17 protein-coding genes are annotated in these 18,438 nt (G+C 65.6%); 5 read left to right on the top strand and 12 right to left on the bottom strand.

Annotated elements, in window-relative coordinates:
• Nucleotides 1-131: 131 nt before the first annotated feature.
• From thrS to E5675_RS13830, 3 genes are read left to right on the top strand one after another with little or no spacing between them, the layout of a single operon-like run.
• A complete protein-coding gene (gene thrS, locus E5675_RS13840) occupies nt 132-2,135 on the top strand; it encodes a threonine--tRNA ligase (RefSeq protein ID WP_136175026.1) in 2,004 nt (667 codons plus the stop codon).
• Complete coding sequence (locus E5675_RS13835) at nt 2,132-2,989, top strand: metallophosphoesterase (protein ID WP_247594623.1); 858 nt, start codon at nt 2,132-2,134, stop codon at nt 2,987-2,989. The genes thrS and E5675_RS13835 overlap by 4 nt, the downstream gene beginning before the upstream one ends.
• Nucleotides 2,986-3,747, top strand: a complete 762-nt coding sequence (locus E5675_RS13830; RefSeq protein WP_136175025.1) for a sulfite exporter TauE/SafE family protein — start codon at nt 2,986-2,988, stop codon at nt 3,745-3,747. The genes E5675_RS13835 and E5675_RS13830 overlap by 4 nt, the downstream gene beginning before the upstream one ends.
• Here the strand turns inward: E5675_RS13830 and E5675_RS13825 are convergent.
• Nucleotides 3,744-6,245 (bottom strand): FtsX-like permease family protein, encoded by a 2,502-nt coding sequence (locus E5675_RS13825; protein WP_136175024.1) that lies wholly within the window; start codon nt 6,243-6,245, stop codon nt 3,744-3,746. The two genes, E5675_RS13830 and E5675_RS13825, sit on opposite strands and share 4 nt — an antisense overlap.
• A complete protein-coding gene (locus E5675_RS13820) occupies nt 6,246-6,947 on the bottom strand; it encodes an ATP-binding cassette domain-containing protein (protein ID WP_136175023.1) in 702 nt (233 codons plus the stop codon).
• Nucleotides 6,948-6,964: 17 nt separating this feature from the next.
• Between E5675_RS13820 and E5675_RS13815 the strand changes: the two genes are divergently transcribed.
• Nucleotides 6,965-7,678: an arylesterase gene (locus E5675_RS13815; RefSeq protein ID WP_136175022.1), complete on the top strand. Its 714-nt coding sequence runs from the start codon at nt 6,965-6,967 to the stop codon at nt 7,676-7,678.
• Nucleotides 7,679-7,825: 147 nt separating this feature from the next.
• Here E5675_RS13815 and E5675_RS13810 read toward each other — a convergent pair whose 3' ends face one another.
• The 4 genes from E5675_RS13810 to E5675_RS13795 form a co-directional block, all read right to left on the bottom strand.
• Nucleotides 7,826-8,149 carry a YnfA family protein gene (locus E5675_RS13810; RefSeq protein WP_136175021.1) on the bottom strand — a complete coding sequence of 108 codons (324 nt, stop codon included), beginning with the start codon at nt 8,147-8,149 and terminating at the stop codon, nt 7,826-7,828.
• 85 nt (nt 8,150-8,234) lie between these two features.
• Nucleotides 8,235-8,693, bottom strand: a complete 459-nt coding sequence (locus E5675_RS13805) for an outer membrane beta-barrel protein (RefSeq protein ID WP_136175020.1) — start codon at nt 8,691-8,693, stop codon at nt 8,235-8,237.
• 224 nt (nt 8,694-8,917) lie between these two features.
• A complete protein-coding gene (rlmN, locus tag E5675_RS13800; protein WP_210727530.1) occupies nt 8,918-10,165 on the bottom strand; it encodes a 23S rRNA (adenine(2503)-C(2))-methyltransferase RlmN in 1,248 nt (415 codons plus the stop codon).
• A 70-nt stretch (nt 10,166-10,235) separates the two neighbouring features.
• Nucleotides 10,236-10,979 carry an SDR family oxidoreductase gene (locus tag E5675_RS13795; RefSeq protein WP_136175018.1) on the bottom strand — a complete coding sequence of 248 codons (744 nt, stop codon included), beginning with the start codon at nt 10,977-10,979 and terminating at the stop codon, nt 10,236-10,238.
• 113 nt (nt 10,980-11,092) lie between these two features.
• Here E5675_RS13795 and E5675_RS13790 point away from each other — a divergent pair, with 113 nt between their 5' ends.
• The gene (locus tag E5675_RS13790) at nt 11,093-11,485 is read left to right on the top strand and encodes a helix-turn-helix domain-containing protein (protein ID WP_136175017.1); all 393 of its coding nucleotides are present in this window, start codon (nt 11,093-11,095) and stop codon (nt 11,483-11,485) included.
• A gap of 4 nt (nt 11,486-11,489) precedes the next feature.
• Here E5675_RS13790 and E5675_RS13785 read toward each other — a convergent pair whose 3' ends face one another.
• The 6 genes from E5675_RS13785 to E5675_RS13760 all read right to left on the bottom strand — a co-directional run bounded on the left by E5675_RS13785 (nt 11,490) and on the right by E5675_RS13760 (nt 18,423).
• Nucleotides 11,490-11,924, bottom strand: coding sequence for a PilZ domain-containing protein (locus E5675_RS13785; RefSeq protein WP_136175016.1), 435 nt, complete (start codon nt 11,922-11,924; stop codon nt 11,490-11,492).
• Nucleotides 11,925-12,065: 141 nt separating this feature from the next.
• Nucleotides 12,066-13,916, bottom strand: coding sequence for a gamma-glutamyltransferase family protein (locus E5675_RS13780; protein ID WP_136175015.1), 1,851 nt, complete (start codon nt 13,914-13,916; stop codon nt 12,066-12,068).
• Between the two features lie 159 nt (nt 13,917-14,075).
• Entirely contained in the window at nt 14,076-14,600 is a 525-nt protein-coding gene (locus E5675_RS13775; protein ID WP_136175014.1) for a hypothetical protein, read from the bottom strand.
• 245 nt (nt 14,601-14,845) lie between these two features.
• On the bottom strand, nt 14,846-15,667 hold the full coding sequence (locus E5675_RS13770; RefSeq protein ID WP_136175013.1) for a glycine zipper 2TM domain-containing protein: 822 nt from the start codon (nt 15,665-15,667) through the stop codon (nt 14,846-14,848).
• 108 nt (nt 15,668-15,775) lie between these two features.
• Entirely contained in the window at nt 15,776-16,264 is a 489-nt protein-coding gene (locus E5675_RS13765) for a GAF domain-containing protein (RefSeq protein ID WP_136175012.1), read from the bottom strand.
• Nucleotides 16,264-18,423 (bottom strand): prolyl oligopeptidase family serine peptidase, encoded by a 2,160-nt coding sequence (locus tag E5675_RS13760; protein WP_210727529.1) that lies wholly within the window; start codon nt 18,421-18,423, stop codon nt 16,264-16,266. The genes E5675_RS13765 and E5675_RS13760 overlap by 1 nt, the downstream gene beginning before the upstream one ends.
• Nucleotides 18,424-18,438 lie beyond the last annotated feature (15 nt).

Below are 18,438 nucleotides of genomic sequence, written 5' to 3'. Positions count from 1 at the left end.
CGCCGGCTGCCGCCCGGGTTCGGGTGGCGCGGCGTCCCTCCATCCGAATTTTCGAAAGCTGGACGCGGCCTCTTCCGGTGCGCGCCGCCTTGTGCCATGGCGCGGACCAAAGCGATGAAAGACGGATTTCGATGAGTGAGATGCTGAAAATCAGCCTTCCCGATGGCTCGGTGCGCGAAATGCCCGCCGGTTCGACCCCGGCCGATGTCGCGGCGGCGATCGGTCCCGGCCTCGCCAAGGCCGCGATCGCGGCGCGCGTCAACGGCGAGCTCCGCGACATCATGCGCCCGTTCGAAGGCGACACCGAGCTCGCGCTGGTCACGAGCCGCGACGAGGCCGACGCGCTCGAACTCGTGCGTCACGACTATGCGCATGTGCTGGCGGAAGCGGTGCAGACGCTGTTTCCGGGCACGCAGATCACCTTCGGCCCGTCGACGAACGACGGATTCTATTACGACTTTGCGCCGGCCGCCGAGCATGGCCCGTTCCGCGACGACGAGCTGCCGCTGATCGAGGAGGAGATGCGCAAGATCATCGCCGCCGATCTTCCCCTCACGCGCGAAGTGTGGGAGCGCGACAAGCTGATCGCCAAATGGGCGGCCGAGGGCGAGACCTTCAAGGCCGAATGGGCGGCCGAACTGCCGCAGGGCGAGGAACTGACCGTCTATCGCTCGGGCGATGGCTGGATGGACATGTGCCGCGGCCCGCACCTCGCCTCGACGGGCAAGCTCGACCCCGCCGCGTTCAAGCTGACGCGCGTTTCGGGCGCCTATTGGCGCGGCGACCAGAAGAATGCGCAGCTTTCGCGCATCTACGGCACTGGCTGGCTCAACAAGAAGCAGCTCGCCGAACATCTCGTTCGGCTCGAGGAGGCCGCGAAGCGCGACCACCGCAAGATCGGGCGCGAGATGGACCTGTTCCACCTGCAGGAAGAGGCGCATGGCAGCGTCTTCTGGCACCCCAAGGGCTATCGCATCTATCGCGAGCTCGAGGCCTATATGCGCCGCGCGATCGACGGTTCGGGCTATCAGGAGGTAAAGACCCCGCAAGTGATGGACGCCAAGCAGTGGGAACAGTCGGGTCACTGGGGCAAATATCGCGAGAATATGTTCGTCATCCCCGACGAAATCCCGAACATCGAGGATGAGGGCCCGATCGTCTCCGACGATGCCGAGTGGATGGCATTGAAGCCGATGAACTGCCCGGCACATGTCCTGATCTTTCGTCAGGGCATGAAGTCGTACCGCGACCTGCCGCTGCGCATGGCCGAAATGGGCTGTTGCCACCGCAACGAGCCGCACGGCGCGCTGCACGGCATCATGCGCGTGCGCCAGTTCACGCAGGACGACGGCCATATCTTTTGCCGCGAGGACCAGATCGTCGAGGAAGTGCGCGCTTTCTGCGAATTGCTCGACCGCGTCTATCGCCAGCTCGGGTTCGAGAAATATGCGGTGAAGCTCGCGCTGCGCCCCGAAAAGCGTTTCGGCAGCGACGAAATGTGGGACAAGGCCGAGGCCGAACTTCGCGAAGCGGTCGCGCGCGCCGGCATGGCGAACGAGGATTATGGTTGGGAAGAATTGCCGGGCGAGGGCGCCTTCTACGCTCCCAAGCTCGAATTCCACCTGACCGACGCGATCGGCCGGACGTGGCAGTGCGGGACGATCCAGTCCGACCGCGTGATGCCTGAACGGCTCGACGCGAGCTATATCGGCGAGGATGGCGAGCGCCATCGCCCGGTGATGCTGCATCGCGCGATCCTCGGCACCTATGAGCGCTTCATCGGCATCCTGATCGAGCATTTCGCGGGCCGCTTCCCGACCTGGCTCGCGCCGGTGCAGGCGGTCGTCGCGACGATCGTCAGCGACGCCGACGATTATGCGAAGGATGCGGTCGCGCAGCTCACTGCGGCGGGCATCCGCGCCGACAGCGACCTTCGCAACGAGAAGATCAATTACAAGGTTCGCGAACACAGTCTTGCAAAAGTCCCCTATCTGCTCGTCGTCGGGAAGCGCGAGGCCGAGGAAGGGACGGTCGCGATCCGCACGCTCGGGCAGGACGGGCAGCGCATCATGCCGCTCGCCGAGGCGATCGCGATGCTGAAGGGTGAAGCGACGCCGCCGGACCTCAAGGATTGAGCGCGAAGCCGCGGCGGCGATGGCTGCGCTGGGCAGCGCTGCTCGCGCTGTTCTGCCTGCTGTTGCTCGCCAAGGGCTATTGGAACGCGACGCGCGATCCGGTCGTCCGCACCGCGACGGTCGCGGTCGCCGACTGGCCCGCGGGTCAGGCGCCGCTGAAGGTCCTGCTGATTTCGGACACGCATGTCGCCGGGCCCGACATGCCGCCCGAACGGCTGGCGCGCATCGTCGGCGAACTCAACCGGCTGCGGCCCGATATCATACTTGTCGCCGGCGATCTGGTCAGCGCGAAGCGGATCGCGACCCATATTTATACCGCCGACGAGGTGGTTGCGCCGCTTGCCGGGCTGCAAGCGCCGCTCGGCGTTGTCGCCGCGCCGGGCAATCACGATCACTGGTTCGAACCCGATGCGCTGCGCGGCGCGCTTGAACGTCATGGGCTTCGCGTCTTGCAGAATGAGGCGGTCAAGCTCGGGCCGCTGATCGTCGGCGGGGTCGATGACGAACATTCGGGGCATGACGATGTGCCCGCGACGCTCGCCGTGATGGACCGGCTGGGCAAGGGCATCCCGCTGATCCTGTCGCACAGCCCCGACATCGTGCCGGCGGTGAAGCGACCGGTCGCGGCGATCCTCGCCGGACATACGCATTGCGGCCAGATCCGCTTCCCCCTCATCGGGGCCCTGACTTATGTATCGCGCTACGGCGACCGCTTCGCTTGCGGTGATATCAATGACGATGGCCAGCGCGTCTTCGTCGGTGCGGGGCTCGGGACCAGCCTCTTGCCGCTCCGTTATCTGACCCTGCCCGACGCGTGGTTGATCACGCTGGAACCGAAAGATCCGCGCCGATGATCGATACCCCGCATCTTTTCGGCTTCGCGCCGCTGACGCTCGTCGGCGCGGCGGCGATGACCTTTGGCGCCGCCTATGTGCGCGGGCTGACCGGGTTCGGCATGGCGATCATCCTCGTGCCGCTGCTCGGCATCCTGATCCCGCCGGGCGAGGCGGTGGTGATGGGCATATTGTTGCAACTGCTGATCGGTCCCGTCGGGATCGGGCATATCATCGCCGACGCCGACCGCGAGACCGCGCTGCCGATCGGCCTCGCAGCGATGGCGACGACGCCGATCGGCATGTATGTGCTCGACCTGACCCCCGCCGACATCGCGCGGCTGCTGATCACGCTCGCCGCTGTGGGGGCCTTCGTCGCCGTCCTGCTGCCGAAAAAGCCCGAGGGGCATCGCCCGGGGCGGCTTGCCGTCGCGGGGACGGGCATCACATCGGGTATCCTTACCGGTTTTGCAGCTATGCCCGGGCCGCCGGTCGTGCCCTTTTACCTGCGCCGCCGGATCGACCCGAAGGTCGCGCGGGCGTCGATGCTGATGATCTTTTTCATGACCGCGATCGCCGGGACGCTCGCGTCGCTGTGGCTCGGCATCGCGACCTGGCGGCTGTTCCTGATGGCGGTGCTGCTGTTCGTGCCGATGTGGCTCGGCAACCATGTCGGAGCAGGCCATTTCGGCCGCGTGCCGCCGCATATCTGGCAGGCGATGGTCGCGGTCGTGCTCGGCGTCGCGGCTGTGTCGGCGGTGGTGCGCCTCTTGCACTAGAGGCTGCGCAGCGCCTGCGCGGGCTTGGCCGAGAGCAACGGCCAGCTTCCCGCGATGCCGATCAGGAAGGACAGGCCCGCGCCGCCAAGCAAGGTCAGTCCGACGACCAGCGGGTCAGGCGCGAAGTCGAATTCGAACAGCTGCGTCACGACATACCAGGCGCCCGCGAGGCCGAGTCCGAGTGCGAGCACGGCGAGAATGCCCGCGAGCACCGCATATTCCATGCCCTGCGCGCCCAAAATCTGGCCGCGCGTTGCACCGAGCAGCTTCAAGATCACGCTGTCATAGACGCGCCGCTCGCGGCTCGCGGCGATTGCGCCGATCAGCACCGCGATGCCCGCGAAGATCGCGATGCTCGCGGCGGCGGCGATCGCCTGGCTCATCTGGGTGAGCAGGGTGGTGACCTGGCTCACGACATCGCGTACCGCGATCAGCGAGGCGGAAGGAAAGGTGCGCGGGATGCTGCGCGACAGGGCGGTTTCGGCTTCGGGCCCCACCGCGACCGTTGCGACCATATTATGCGGCGCCGCGTCGAAGGTGCCGGGCGAGAAGACGAGCACATAGTTGAGCCCGAAATTGTCCCAGTTGACTGTGCGGAAGGAGGCGACCTTCGCCTGCACCTCGACCCCCAGCACATTGACCGAGAGCGTGTCGCCAAGCCCCAGCCCGAGCGAGGTCGCGACCTCCTGCTCGACGCTGACCAGCGGCGGTCCCCGGTAATCGGCCGCCCACCATGCGCCGCCGACCAGTTCGCTGCCGTTCGGCAGGACGGGACTATATGTCAGCCCGCGGTCGCCGCGCAGCACCCATGCGCCTTCGGGCAGTTCGGCGAGTTCATCGACGCGCTGGCCGCGAAATTCGGTGATGCTGCCGCGCAGCGCGGGGATCATGTTGATTTCTGCCTTGGCGTCTGCGCCGGTCACGAGCGTGCGAAAGCGTGCGGCGTCGACGCGCGGCACGTCGAGCACGAAGAAGCTCGGCGCGCGCTGCGGAACGGTCGAGCGGATTTCGGCGGTGATGCTCGTCTGGATCGCCGCGAGCGTGACGAACAGCGTGAGGCCGAGCCCGAGCGCAACGACGAGCGCACCCGTCGCGGCGCCGGGGCGGTGCAGGTTCGCGAGCGCGAGGCGGAACAGCGGGCGCCGGGGGCGCGGCAGGCGGCTCGCGGTGCGGCGCACGAGCCAGCCGAGCGCGACGAGGATCAGGAGCAGCCCGATCGCCGCGCCGATAAAGCCGAGCGCGAACAGCGGCTCGCGCGCCGTGCCGACGGCGAGCGCGATGATCGCGGCGAGCGCGGCGGCAACCGCGATGACGGTGCGCCGGTCAATCCGCGCCGCGCCGCTGACCGTCGCGCGGTAGAGGCCTGCGGCGGGGACATGGCGCGTCGCCGCAAGCGGGGGCAGCGCGAAGGCGATCGCTATGAGCAGGCCGTAGGCGGCGCTGACGGCGAGCGGCAGCGGATAGATGGCGATGCCGGGTTTGACCGGCAGCACATCGCCCGCGATCCAGCCTATGATCGCGGGGGCGAGCGCTCCCACGATCAGCCCGGCGATAATCGACACCGCCGCAACCGCCAGAATCTGCAACCCATAGATGCGCGCGACGGTGCCGCTGTCGGCGCCGAGCACTTTCAGCGTCGCAAGGCCGGGGCGCTTGCCCGCAAGGTAACTCGCCACGCCATTGCCGACGCCGATCCCGGCGATCACCAGTGCTGCCAGCCCGACGAGCGACAGGAATTGTCCCATGCGTTCGATGAAGCGCCGCGTTCCGGGTGCGCCGTTGCTGCTGTCGGTGATGTCCCAGCCCGCGTCGGGAAACTCGGCAGTCAGCGCCTTGCCGACGGCTTCGGGGTTCGCGCTTTCGGCCAAGCGGATGCGATATTTGCTTTCATAGAGGCTGCCCGGCTGGATCAGCTGCGTCGTGGGCAGGTCGGCGAGGCCGATGATCGCGACTGGACCCAGCGTGAAGCCCTCACCCAGCCGGTCGGGCTCCTCGGCGATGATGCCGTCGATAAGGAACGCTTTTTCGCCAAACTTTACGCGCTCGCCCACATCGAGCTCGAGCCGCGTGGCGAGGTCCTTGCCGATCCAGATTGCGCCCGATGGCGGCGGACCGTTGCGCGCGCCGCTCTCCAGTCGCATCGTGCCATAGAGCGGATAGGCGCCGTCGACCGCCTTCAGCTCGGAGAGCAAGGCCTCGCCGTCGGGATCGTTCGCCATCGCGCGCAACCTGATCGTCGACGACGGCGTGCCGGCGCGGCGGAAGCCCGCCATTTCTTCGGCGCTCGCTTCGCGTTGCGGCAGGCTGAATTCGATATCGCCGCCGAGGATCGTCTGCCCTCGCACCTCGAGTTCGGAGGTGATGCCGCGCGTCAAGCTACCGATCGCCGCTAGCGTCGCGACGCCGAGGAACAGGCAGACCGCGAGCAGGCGCAGGCCCCGGATGCGCGTCGCAAGGTCGCGCCGCGCAATCCGCCAGAGGGAGGCGAGGGGGAGCACCTAGGCCGCCCGCTCTTCGATCTTGCCATCGTGCATCACGACGACCCGGTCGCAATGTTCGGCGAGTTCGGGGTCGTGGGTGATGATGAGCAACGTCGCGCCGAGCGCGGCGCGGCGCGCGAAGATCAGCTCGATGATCGCGTGTCCCGTCGCGGTGTCGAGATTGCCCGTCGGCTCGTCGGCGAAGATGATCGCGGGCGAGCTTGCCATCGCGCGTGCGATCGCAACGCGCTGCTGCTCGCCGCCCGAAAGCTGCCCGGGATAATGGGTGAGACGGTGGCCGAGGCCGACGGCTTCCAATTCGGCGGCGGCGCGGCCGAACGGATCGGGTAGCCCCGCGAGTTCGAGCGGCACCGCGACATTTTCGAGCGCGGTCATCGTCGGGAGCAGGTGGAAGGCTTGGAGCACGATGCCGATGCGGCCACGCCGCGCGCGCGCGAGGTCGTCCTCGTCCATCGCCGCAAAATCGAGCCCCGCGACATGGATGCTGCCGCCATTGGCGCGCTCGAGCCCCGCGAGCACCGCCATCAGCGAGCTTTTGCCCGATCCCGAGGGGCCGAGCAGCGCGACCGACGTCCCCGCCGCAACCTCCAGGTCGACTCCGCGCAAAATTTCGACGGGGGCCTTGTCGCTCCCCAAAGTCAGCGTCACATTATGGGCGGCGATCGCCAGATCGGGCGATTGTCGTGGGGTGTCGGGCAAGGAGAGGACCCTTTGGAATGAAAACGGCCGGATGGCGTTCTGCCTTGATATATGGTTGCGTGATTGCGCTTTGCCAACCGCTCGCGGCGTGCGGGTCGGCGGAGGCGCCATCAGCATCGACGAACGACAAGGCGGCCGCTCCCAAAACGGCGGCGATCCCCGCCGACGCGCCGCTCGTGATCGCTTTCGGCGACAGTCTTTATGCGGGTTACCAGCTCGGACCGAAAGAGGGCCTCGCGCCAGCATTGCAGGCCGCGCTTGCCAATGATGGCGTCGTCGCGCGCGTCCAGAATGCGGGCGTTTCGGGTGATACGACCGCGGCGGGGCGCCAGCGGCTGACCTATGTGCTCGACAATGCCAAGATCAAGCCCGCGCTCGTCGTGCTCGGGCTTGGCGGGAACGACATGCTGCGCGGGATTGGCCCCGACCAGACGCGCGCCAATCTCGATGCGATGCTCGCCGAACTCAAGAAGCGCGACATCCCCGTGCTGCTCACCGGCATGATGGCGGCGCCGAACCTTGGCAGCGACTATGCGAACAAGTTCAACCCTATCTATCCGGCACTTGCGTCGAAATATGAGGCGAGTTTCTATCCCTTCATCCTCGACAATGTCGTTACCGATAAATCGCTGATGCTGGGCGACAATCTCCACCCGAATGCCAAGGGGGTGAAGGTCGTGGCCGAGGGGCTGGCGCCGCTGGTCGAACAGGCGCTGCCGGGCGCTGAATAATAAGATCCTCCCTGTCGCGCAGCGATGGGGAGGGCGACCGCCGCGAAGCGGTGGTGGAGGGGCCGCGAGGTTGCGCCATTGGCCCTTCCGTCAGCGGCTGCGCCGCTGCGACCTCCCCATGCCTACGGCACAGGGAGGATTGAGGATTCAGCTACCCCGCGGCCCGAACAATATGATCGCCGCTCCGCCAAGGCACACGGCGCCGCCGATCAGATCCCAGCGGTCGGGCTTCGCACCCTCGACCGCCCACAGCCACAGCAGCGCCGAGACGATGTAAACACCGCCATAAGCGGCGTAGGTTCGCCCTGCATGCTCGGCATCGACGAGCGTGAGCAGCCAGGCAAACAGTGCGAGCGATGCCATCCCGGGCACGACCCACCACACCGACTTGTCGAGCCGCAGCCACGCCCAGAAGGCGAAGCAGCCCGCGATCTCCGCCAGCGCCGCGCCGATATATGCAAAAGCCGTCATCGGCGTACCGTGGCCAGATCGCGGACAAAAGAAAAGGGGCGACCCGATGGGCCGCCCCTCTCTTCGTCTCGCTAGTCCGAAAGGATCAGAAAGCGAAGCCGAGGCCGACGACGAAGGTGTCGAAGTCACCGAAGTTGTCGATGAACTGGTGACGATATTCGCCCTTGGCATAGACATTCTGGGTCAGCTTGTGCTGGTAGCCGGCGCCGACATAGGGATCGTCGACGTCGCCGAAGGTGTAACCGCCGGTGGCATAAAGCTTGCCGCTGGCGCCGATCTTGGCACCAACGCGGCCGCCAGCCGAAAACTGGACGTTCGCGCCGTCGACGAGAACCTTGTCGCCCGCGATTTCGGCGCCGACGAAGGTCGAGCTGCCGAGGTCGAAGTCATAACCGGCGGCGGCGCCGAGCGTGGCTTCGTCCTGGCCGTTGCCGGTGATCAGACCGCCGCGAACTTCCACGCGGCCTTCGCCAGCGGGGGCCGCGAGGGCGGGGGTTGCGACGACGGCCGAGAGGAGAGCGGCTGCAACTGCGAATTTTTTCATTTTTCGTTCCTTCATTCAAAACGGACCACGCCCTTTGGGTCGCGGCCCGGCCCTTAAATGGCGTCGGCGCCTGTCGCTTCAATGAATGGATCGTTCAGAATGTGACAATTTTCTTACCTGTGTTATTTTTACCACACGGTATAGAATAGCTATGCAGGATACCTTCCGCGAAACCGCAGACTTCCAACTGTTTCAATGAAGCGAAACTCGGGGGCGAAGGGCGCTCAGCCCAGCCCGGCCTGCTTTTCCTCGGCGATGCGGTCGAGTTCGGCGCGCGTCGGCTTGGTTGCGGCGCTCTTCAATTGCCCGCACGCCGCCATGATGTCGCGCCCGCGCGGGGTGCGCACCGGCGCCGAAATGCCGGCCTTGAAAATGAGGTTGCTGAAAGCGCGTACCCGCTCGGGCGTCGAACATTCATAGGGCGCGCCGGGCCAGGGATTGAAGGGGATCAGATTGACCTTGGCGGGAAGATTATATTGCTTGATCAGCCGCACGAGTTCGCGGGCGTCCGCGTCGCTGTCGTTCTTGTCCTTGAGCATCACATATTCGAAGGTGATGCGCCGCGCATTGTTGGCGCCCGGATAGTCGGCGCACGCCTGCAACAGTTCCTCGATGCCATATTTGCGGTTCAAGGGCACGATTTCGTCGCGGATTTCCTTGTTCACCGCGTGGAGCGAGACCGCGAGATTGACGCCGATCTCCTCGCCCGCGCGCGCCATCATCGGCACGACGCCGCTGGTCGACAGCGTGATCCGCCGCTTCGACAGCGCGAGCCCGTCGCCGTCCATGACGATCTTGAGCGCGCCCTTGACCTCGTCGAAATTATAGAGCGGTTCGCCCATGCCCATCATCACGATGTTGGTGAGCATGCGGCCGTCGGCGGTATAGTGCCCGGCCTCGTCATCATAATCCTCGTCCTCGGGATCGGCGCCGAAGCCCGCCATCGTGCCTTTGGGCCATTCGCCGAGCGCATCGCGCGCCAGCAGCACCTGCCCGACGATCTCGCCCGCGCCGAGGTTGCGGACGAGGCGCATCGTACCCGTGTGGCAGAAACGGCAGTTCAATGTGCAGCCGACCTGGCTCGACACGCACAGCGTTCCCCGATCGGCGTCGGGGATGAACACCATCTCATATTCCTGGCCATCGGCGGCGGCGAGCAGCCATTTGCGCGTGCCATCGCTCGACACCTGCGCCTCGCGCACGGTGGGGCGGCCGATGATGAAGCGGTCGGTTAGCCAGGGGCGCATCGTCTTGGCGATGTCGGTCATCGCCTCGAAATCGGTGACTCCGCGGTGATAGATCCAATGCCAGATCTGCTTGGCGCGCAGCTTCGCTGCCTTTGCATCCAGTCCGGCCTCGACGAGCACGCCGCCGACCGCGTCGCGCGTTAGCCCGACGAGGTCGATGCGGTTGCCGCCGCGCAGCGGGACGGTGCCCGTCGTGACGGGATCGATATGGCCGGGAATCTGCATGATGCGCGGCCATATAGTGGCAAAGGGTCGTTTGCGCCAGTCCCGGCGAAAAACGGCCCTTTTTGGCCGATTACAGTGACTTCAGCATTGCCAGCATCTGCGGCACGGTGCCGCTGGCCTCGGCCGTGCGGAGCGGCAGGACGTTCTGCACCAGAATCTCTTCCGGCGTCGGCGTCTTCGCGAACAACGCCATCACCTCGTCGGCGAAGTCGCCCAGCGGCATATAATGCTCGCGCGTCGACTGGCCGGGGGTCAATTCGGTGCGCACCGCGGGCGGCGCGAGTTCGATCACCTCGACCTGGCCCTCGAGCTGGATGCGGAGCGCGACCGAATAGCTGTGCATCGCCGCCTTCGTCGCCGAATAGGTCGGCGCCTTGGGAAAGGGGACGAAGGCGAGCCCCGAAGTCACATTGATGATCGCGCTGTCGGCCTGCGCCGCGAGATGATCGACGAGCGCGTCGATCAGCCGGATCGGGCCGAGAATGTTGGTGATGACGGTCGCCTCCGCGCTTGCGAGGTCGCGCTTCGCGCTCGCATCCTCCGCGCTCATGATGCCGGCATTGTTGACGAGGATGTTGAGGTCGGGGTGCTTGGCGACGATCTCTTTCGCAAAGGCCGCAATGGCGTCGGCGTCGGTGACGTCGAGCGACATTGCCGACATGTTCGGGCGTCCGGCGATCGCCGCGTCGAGTTTGACGGCGTTGCGGCCGGTGACGATGACCTTGTTGCCCGCGTCCTGCCAGCGCTGCGCGAGCGTGAGGCCGATACCCGAGCCGCCGCCGGTGACGAGGATGGTGTTGCCGCTGGTCTTCATGGCGCTTCTCCTTGGGGGTGGTGAGGAGGCCTAGATATTCCTATACTCTCCAGAAGAAAGAAGGCACCCAAAAGTGCCATAGTTACCCGAAAGAGAGAATTGGATTTTCTGTCATGCCCGCGCCTGAAAAAATTTCATATGATCCGCATGCGCCCGTCGATCCGCGCGTCGAGGCGCTCGTGAACGAACTCATCGGCCGAGTCGCCGACAAATGGACGCTCCTCGTCCTCGAGGAACTGGAGGATCATGGAACGTGCCGCTTCACCGAATTGTCGCGGCTCGTTCCCGGGATCAGCCAAAAGATGCTGACGCAGACATTGCGGGCGATGGAGCGCGACGGTCTGCTGGTGCGCACGGTCCATCCCGTTGTCCCGCCGAAGGTCGAATATTGCCTGACCGATCTCGGCCACAGCCTGGGTGAAGCCTTTTGCGGCGTCTGGATCTGGGCCGAAACCAATCTCGACCGGATCGAAAAGGCGCGATCGGCCTTCGACGCGCGCGGGTAAAGGGTTACCGTTTGCGTCCGAATTGCCCCGGCAGGGCGGTTGCCCGGGTGAGGCCGGGGCGCCAGGTGTCGACGCGCGGCGGAGGAACGATCTGGAAATCGGCCATGCTGTCGGCCGCGATGATCGTGTCGTTATGCGCGGCGCGCAGGCGCATGGTCTGGATTTCGCGGTCGGTCTGAAGGCCGAAACGCGTTCCCGCAACCCACCGCACCGTTCCGAGCATGGGCTCGTGGCCGGGCAGGAACAGCGTCATGCGCTCGCCGATCTGCAAGATATGGGGACCCTGCCCGCCGACGCCTGTCAACGAGACGTTTCGCAGGGTTACGTCGAACCGGCCGAGCCTCTGACAGGCGAGCGCGGCCTTGACCAGACGCGACTGCCGCGGCTGGCGCTTTTCATCGGGGGCCGGTGAGGCAGGGGACGCCTCGGGATTCGACATGCGCGACTCAAATATCTGCCGCCCGATTCCCACCTCGGACGGTTGTCTTATTGGTCCCGGGGGCGAGTCCTAAACAGGGAAGGTAAATTTTCGTATATCGTGTTTGATAATTATGCGGAATTATTTGGTCGCCCGCGTGCCTCAATAGGCGAGCGCACACCCGTCGGCGCGCATCTCGCTCGCCGCCGCATAGACGCGCGTGTCCCCGTCGATGCGATGCTCGACGCATTGGTAGCGCCCGAACCCGCCATCGGGTTCGCCCAGCGTCCAGCCGATATCGGCGAGCCGTTGCCGGGTCGCTTCGGGGACGCCACTTTCGAGCCGCAACATGCCGTTCGTGCCGAGATCCGGCGAATCCTCGCCCATCGTTTCGGACGACCCCTCATGGTGCCAGCGCGGCGAATCGCCCGCCGACTGGATTTCGAGCCCGTAATCGACGCGGTTGATGACGATCTGCGCCTGTCCCTGCGGCTGCATGTCGCCGCCCATAACGCCGAAGCTCATCCACGGCACGTCGCCGCGCGCTGCGAAGCCCGGGATGATCGTCTGGAACGGCCGCTTGCCGGGCGCATAGATGTTCGGATGCCCGTCCTGCAGGCTGAACAATTGCCCGCGATCCTGAAACATGAAGCCCAGTCCGTCGGCGACCAGCCCCGACCCCATGCCGCGGAAATTCGACTGGATCATCGACACCATCATGCCGTCCTTGTCGGCGCAGCTGAAATAGGTGGTGTCGCCGCGGCTCGGCGCCTGGCCCGGATGAACGGGCGTGAGCAGGCGGTCGGGGCGGATCAGCTTGGCGCGTTCGGCCGCATATTCCTTTGAAATCAGCCATTCGACCGGCACGTTCGAAAAATGCGGATCGGCGTAATAACGCGCGCGGTCCTCATAGGCGAGGCGCTTCGCCTCGGCCTGCAGATGGATCGACAGCGCCGACTGGAAGCCCGCGCCCTTCAGGTCGAAATGCTCGAGAATGTTGAGCATCTGCAAGGTGGCGATGCCCTGCGTATTCGCGCCGAGCGCATAGATGTCGGTGCCGCGATAGCCGGTCTTGTACGGTTCGATCCATTCGGACTTGTGCGCGGCGAGATCCTCGTAGCGCAGCCAGCCGCCAATCCGTCTGAAATAGGCGTCGATGGTGCGTGCGATTTCGCCTTCGTAAAAGACGTCGCGTCCGCCTTCGGCAATCAGGCGAAAGGTGCGCGCGAGGTCGGGGTTGCGGAAGATCTGTCCGGCGGCCGGGCCTTTGCCGTCGTTCAGTCCGTACGTGCGGATCGCATTGTCGATTTCTTCGATCCCGCGGCCGGGCTGGCGGAAGCCGGCAAGGCTGCGGCGGATATAATAAGCGATCATGTCGGGCACCGGCGCGCCCGCCTCGGCGTGGGCGATAACCGGCTCGAACAGTTCCTTCCACGGCAGCTTGCCGTAACGCTGGTGCATCGTCCACCATCCGTCGACGGTGCCCGGCACCGACACGCTGATCGCACCATAGGCGGGCAGGGTGCCGCCCTTGGCGCGGCTTCGCACCGTCGCGAGGTCGAGCGAGCGGGGGCTCTTGCCCGATCCGGCGAGCCCGGCGAGCTTCTTGGTCTTCGGGTCCCAGATCATCGCATAGACGTCGCCGCCGATGCCGTTCGCGGTCGGCTCCAGCAGGCCGAGGCACGCGTTGATTGCGATCGCCGCATCGACCGCCGAGCCGCCGCGCTTCAAAATGTCGATCCCCGCCTGTGTCGCGAGCGGATGCGCGGTTCCCGCCGCGCCGCTGAGGCCATAAGCGGCGGTGCGCGACGCGAAGCTGGCGCCGACGGGGCGGTCGCCGCTTTGGACGTCGGGTCGCACGAAGCGGTCGGCACCGGCTTCCCAGACCGGCGGCATCGAAGCATTCGCCTTGGGGGCGGCGGGCGCCGTCTTGGGCTTCGTGCCCTCGGCGAGGCCGGCCGTCGGCAATAGCGCGGCGGCGGGAACGGCGGCGAGAAGTGTACGGCGACGCATGGGCTCGGGATCCCCCTGAGGAAAAACCTGATTTTTGCGGTATATGCCCGCGATGGCAAGGCCGGAGTCGGTATCCGATGCGGTAAACGGGCGTCGGGCGCAACAAAAGGCCCGCCGCGTGCCGGAGCACGGGCGGGCCGATTGTCGCATTCCGGGGTGTTAGCGCAAACCCGAGAAACGGATGTCGTGAATGCGGCCATAGCGGATGTCGCAAGTGAACTTGCCCTTGTCATACGATCCGCCGCGACCCCAGCGGCCCCGCCAGCCGTCGTTGACGACGACGCGGCCCTTGACGCGATAGCCGTCGCGCTTGCGGTCGATGTCGGTCACCTGGGTGACGTCGGTGCGGCCATAACGGCGGCTGCCACGTTCGACCGCGTTCACGCACTGGCTGACTGCGCTGCGGCTGTTGCCGTAACGGTTGTAGTCATAGCCATAGCCGTAGCGCGGGTCGTTATAGCGACCGCGATAGCGATCATCATAACGATCATAGCGGTCGTTGTCGCCGCTCGACAGGATCGCCGCGAGGCCGCCAAGGACGACGGCACCGGCGATGATTTCGCCCGCGCTGATCCCGTCGCGGTCATACCGGTCGCGCGCTGCGGCGGGGGCGGCGCTCATCAGCATCGCGCCGGCGGTGGCCGCACCAATTGCGGCCTTGGTCAGGTTGGTCTTGATAGCCATGGTTCGGTCTCCTCAAACAACGCAGGCGGCATGGGGCAGCCTGTTGAGGATGGTTCTAGCGAACCGGCCGTGACGCGGTGCTGAACCCGGCGCTTATCTGGCGTTCAGCCTTGGTTTTGCTGGCGTTCATCTCACGGGCCTTTGAGCGGAGGCGAAAAAGCATGGGGCAAAAGGGAAAGGCCCGCCATCCAGTGGATGACGGGCCTTGAGACCAGTTACAGGTGACCAGACCTATTTCATGAACTTCAGCAGACGCAGCGGGGTACCGGCTTGGGTTTCGGCTTCCATTTCTTCTTTGCGACATAGCGTTTCCGCACCGGCACATTTTCATAATAGGTGCGCGTCGATGTCTCGACCGTTTCGGTCACCACCGGCGGGCCGTTGATGATCGTCGTGACGACGACGCCGGGCGTATAATAGCCGTAGCCGTAACCGCCGTGATGATAGGTCGTCGAAGTGCCGCCGGCGTAATAACCGCCCTGATAATAGCCATCCTGATAGCGCGCGCTGCGGCTCGACCACCATTGTTCGCATTTCTTCTTGTCCGCGGCACTGCCGATAGCCGATCCTGCGAGGGCGCCGACCCCGGCGCCGATCAGCGTGCCGGCGGTGCGGTCGCCGCGTCCGGCAATGCGGTTGCCGGCGATACCCCCCACGAGCCCGCCGACAACCGCGCCGCCTACTGTGCCCCCCCGGCCACAGCGGCGTTCCATTTCCGCTTCGTAACGCGGGTCGTACCCGCCGCTATAATATGGATCATATGCGGGCGGCGGCGGATAGCCGGCGCCATGGCCCTCGACCGTGCCTTCATAGCGGCCTTCGTAGACGCGGCCGTCGGGCGCTTCATAGGTGCCGTCCCACGTGCCGGTCCAGCGGCCGTCGGCGTCATAGGCGCCGTTCACGGTGCGATAGTCGACTTCGCTCGGTACGCGGTCGGGATAGCCGGTGTAGACGCGCGTATCGGGATCGGCGGGGATGCCATAGTCGAGCGCCGGCTGTTCGGCGCGGGCATGCCCCGCCAGCAACAGCGACCCTGCGGCCAATCCCAACAACACGAACGTGCGCATGATTTGCTCCCTGTTCCCTCGGCCCGAACCGATTGGTTAACAGTTTGTTAGCAAAAATGACGCGCCTTCGCGATTCCGTTAACCTTGAAGAATTCGTCCCGTTTTGGGTCAGGAGGCAAGCGCCGCCGCGATGCGTGCGACGAGCGCTTCGGCGCCCGCCTGGTCTGCGGCGGTGAAGCGCGCAGGCGAAGGGCTGTCGAGGTCGAGCACGCCGACGAGCCGGTCGTCGGCGATCACCGGGACGACCAGTTCGCTGCGGCTGTCGGCATCGCACGCGATATGACCGGGAAAGGCATGGACGTCGTCGACGCGCTGCGTCGCACGCAGCCGCGCGGCAGCGCCGCACACACCCTTGTCGAGCGCGATGCGGATGCACGCCGCCTTGCCCTGAAACGGACCGAGCACGAGTTCGCTGCCGTCGAAGCGGTAGAAGCCCGCCCAGTTGAGGTCAGGGATTGCCTGCCAGATCAGCGCCGCGACATTCGCCATATTGGCGACGCCGTCGCGCTCGCCCGCGACGAGCGATGCGGCGGCGTCTCCCGCCTCGGCCCATAATTCGGCGGGATCGGTGGCCGAGAAGGAGAGGGCGTAACTCATTACTCGACGTTCAATCCGGTCCACTTCGCCGCGAAGGCATATTTGTCGGCGGCTTCGGCGATGATCTTGTCGGTCGGCTTGCCGCTGCCGTGGCCGGCGCGGGTTTCGACGCGAATCAGGTGCGGCTTGTCGCCCGCGTCGGCGTGCTGGAGCGCGGCGGTATATTTGAAGCTGTGCCCCGGCACGACGCGGTCGTCGGTGTCGGCGGTCGTCACCAGCACCGCCGGATAGGCCGTTCCGTCCTTGATATTATGATAGGGCGAGTAGGCGAGGAGGTTCTTGAAATCGGCCTCCTTCGACGGATAGCCATAATCGTCGACCCAATAGCGTCCCGCGGTAAAGCGGTCGAAGCGCAGCATGTCCATCACGCCGACCGCGGGCAGCGCCGCGGCGAACAGGTCGGGGCGCTGGTTGGTCACCGCGCCGACGAGCAGGCCGCCGTTCGACCCGCCCTCGATCGCGACCTGGCCCTTGCCCGCAATGCCTTCGGCGATCAGATATTCGCCCGCGGCGATGAAATCGTCGAAGACATTCTGCTTCTTGTCGAGGCGGCCGGCGTCGTGCCACGCCTTGCCATATTCGCCGCCGCCGCGCAGGTTTGCGATCGCGAGTACGCCGCCCTTGTCGACCCAGGCGAGCCGCGTCGGCGAGAAGGCCGGGGTCATCGACACGTTGAAGCCGCCATAGCCGTAAAGCAGCGTCGGCGATCCCTTGCTGCGGTCGAGCCCCTTTTTCATCACGACGAACATCGGCACCTCGGTGCCGTCCTTCGACTTGTAGAAACGCTGCTCGACAGTGAAATCGGCGGGCTTGAAGGTCAGCTTCGGCTCGGCGAAAATCTCGCTCTTCCCGGTCTGGGTGTCGAAGCGATAGATGGTCGTCGGCCGCGCATAGCTCGAAAAGGCGTAGAAGGTTTCGGGATCGCTCGACTTGCCGCCGAAGCCCGACGCCGATCCGATGTCGGCGAGGTTGATGTTGGCGATCGGCTTGCCGTCCAAGGCGACCATCCGCGCTTCCGACTTCGCGTCGCCCAGATAGGAGAGGATGATGCGATTGCCGACGCGCGACGCGCCCACCAGCGTCGCGTCATTTTCGCCGACGATCTGGGTCAGCTCGCCGGGTTTCTTGATGTCGAACGAGACGATCCGTGCGCGCGGCGCCTCCTTGTTGGTGAGGAAGGTGAAGCGCGTGCCCGCGTTGGTCACATATTCCCAGTTGTTCGCATAATCGTCGACGAGGGTGATCGGCTTCGCGCCGGGCTTTCCGATCGGGTGGAGCGTCAGGCCATAGCGTTCGTCGGTGCCTTCGGACGAGACGACGAGCAGATATTTGCCGTCGTCGGTGACGATCGCGCTGTTGTTGAGCTTCGGCTTGTCGGGGGTCGCGTGGATCAGCACATCCTCGCTTTGCGGCGTGCCAAGCTTGTGGAAATAGACGCTGTGATTTTCGTTGAGCGACTGAAAGGCCTCGCCTGCTTCGGGTTCGGGAAAGCGCGAATAATAAAAGCCGCTGCCGTCCTTCGCCCAGTCGAGCGCGGAGAATTTCACCCAGCGCACCTCGTCGGCCAAATCCTGCCCGGTCGCGACATCCTTGACGCGCACGATGCGCCAGTCGGTGCCGCCATCCTGCACCGAATAGAGGAGATGCTTGCCGTCCTCCGACGGCTCCCATTCGGCGAGCGCGGTCGCGCCGTCCTTGGCCCAGAGGTTGGGGTCGATGAGGACGCGGCCTTCGCCCTTCAGTCCTTCGCGGACATAAAGCACCGACTGCGGCTGCAGTCCGTCGTTGCGGCTGTAGAAATAGCGCGACCCCGCCTTGGTCGGCAGGCCGAAGCGTTCATAATTGTAAAGCTCGGTCATCCGCGCCTTGAACGCGTCGCGGCCGGGCAGCGTATCGAGATAGGCGTCGGTGACCTCGTTCTGCGCCGCGACCCAGTCGGCGACCTTCGGATTGACGCGGACATCATCCTCGAGCCAGCGATAGGGATCGGCGACGTCGACGCCGAATTGCGGGTCGACCGTATCGCCGCGTGCCGTGTCGGGATAGATGAGCGCCGGGGCGGGGGCCGATGCCGCCGCCGCTTCAGCCGCTTGGGCCGCCGTCGGCGTCATGGCAAGAGCAACCAGCGCGAGCGGGGCGGACAAGCTTTTACGGGGCATGGCAAGGCGACCTCA

The organism is Sphingopyxis sp. PAMC25046 (genome assembly GCF_004795895.1).
In the GTDB taxonomy this organism is placed as follows: domain Bacteria; phylum Pseudomonadota; class Alphaproteobacteria; order Sphingomonadales; family Sphingomonadaceae; genus Sphingopyxis.
This window is presented reverse-complemented; position numbering and strand designations above follow the sequence as displayed.